Genomic DNA, 914 nt, shown 5'->3' on the forward strand with positions numbered 1-914 from the left:
GTGGCGCAGACGAACGTCCACGGGACCTACGGCGACTTCAGCATCGATGCCAACGGCGCCTGGAGCTATACCGGCAATGGCGCGCATGACGAACTCACCGCCGGCCAGCAGGTCCAGGACCAGTTCACGGTGACCAGCCAGGACGGCACCGCCTCCGGCATCGTGACGGTGACCATCACCGGGACCAACGACGCGGCGACGGTCTCGTCGGACTCGAAGCCCGTCACCGAGGGCGACGCCGCCTCCGCGCTCAACACCTCCGGCCAGCTCAGCATCACCGACTCGGATACGGGCGAAGCCCACGTCGTTGCGCAATCGAACGTCCACGGCACCTATGGCGACTTCACGATCGACGCCAACGGCGCCTGGAGCTACACCGGCAATGGCGTCCACAATGAGCTCACCGCCGGGCAGCAGGTCCAGGACCAGTTCACGGTCACCAGCCAGGACGGCACCGCCTCCGGCATCGTGACGGTCACCATCACCGGCAGCAACGATGCGGCCACAGTCTCGTCGGACTCGAAGTCCGTCACCGAGGGCAATGCCGCCGCCGCCCTCAACACGAGCGGCCTATTGACGATTGTGGATCCCGACACTGGCGAAGCCCATGTCGTGGCGCAATCGAACGTCCACGGGACCTATGGCGACTTCACCATCGATGCCAATGGCGCCTGGAGCTACACCGGCAATGACGCGCACAATGAGCTCACTGCGGGCCAGCAGGTGCAGGACCAGTTCACGGTCACCAGCCAGGACGGCACCGCCTCCGGCATCGTGACGGTGACCATCACCGGCAGCAACGACGCGGCCACGGTCTCATCGGACTCGAAGTCCGTCACCGAAGGCGACACCGCCGCCGCCCTCAACACCAGCGGCCAGCTCACGATTGTGGATCCCGACACGGGCGAAGCCCA

The 914-nt window shown here is 66.1% G+C and carries 1 protein-coding gene; it reads left to right on the forward strand.

Annotated elements, in window-relative coordinates; all coding sequences use genetic code 11:
• On the forward strand, positions 1 to 914 hold a 914-nt coding region (locus tag RAD10_RS41430; protein ID WP_461621973.1), incomplete at both ends, for a VCBS domain-containing protein.

This window comes from Bradyrhizobium sp. 23AC, from assembly GCF_054863025.1.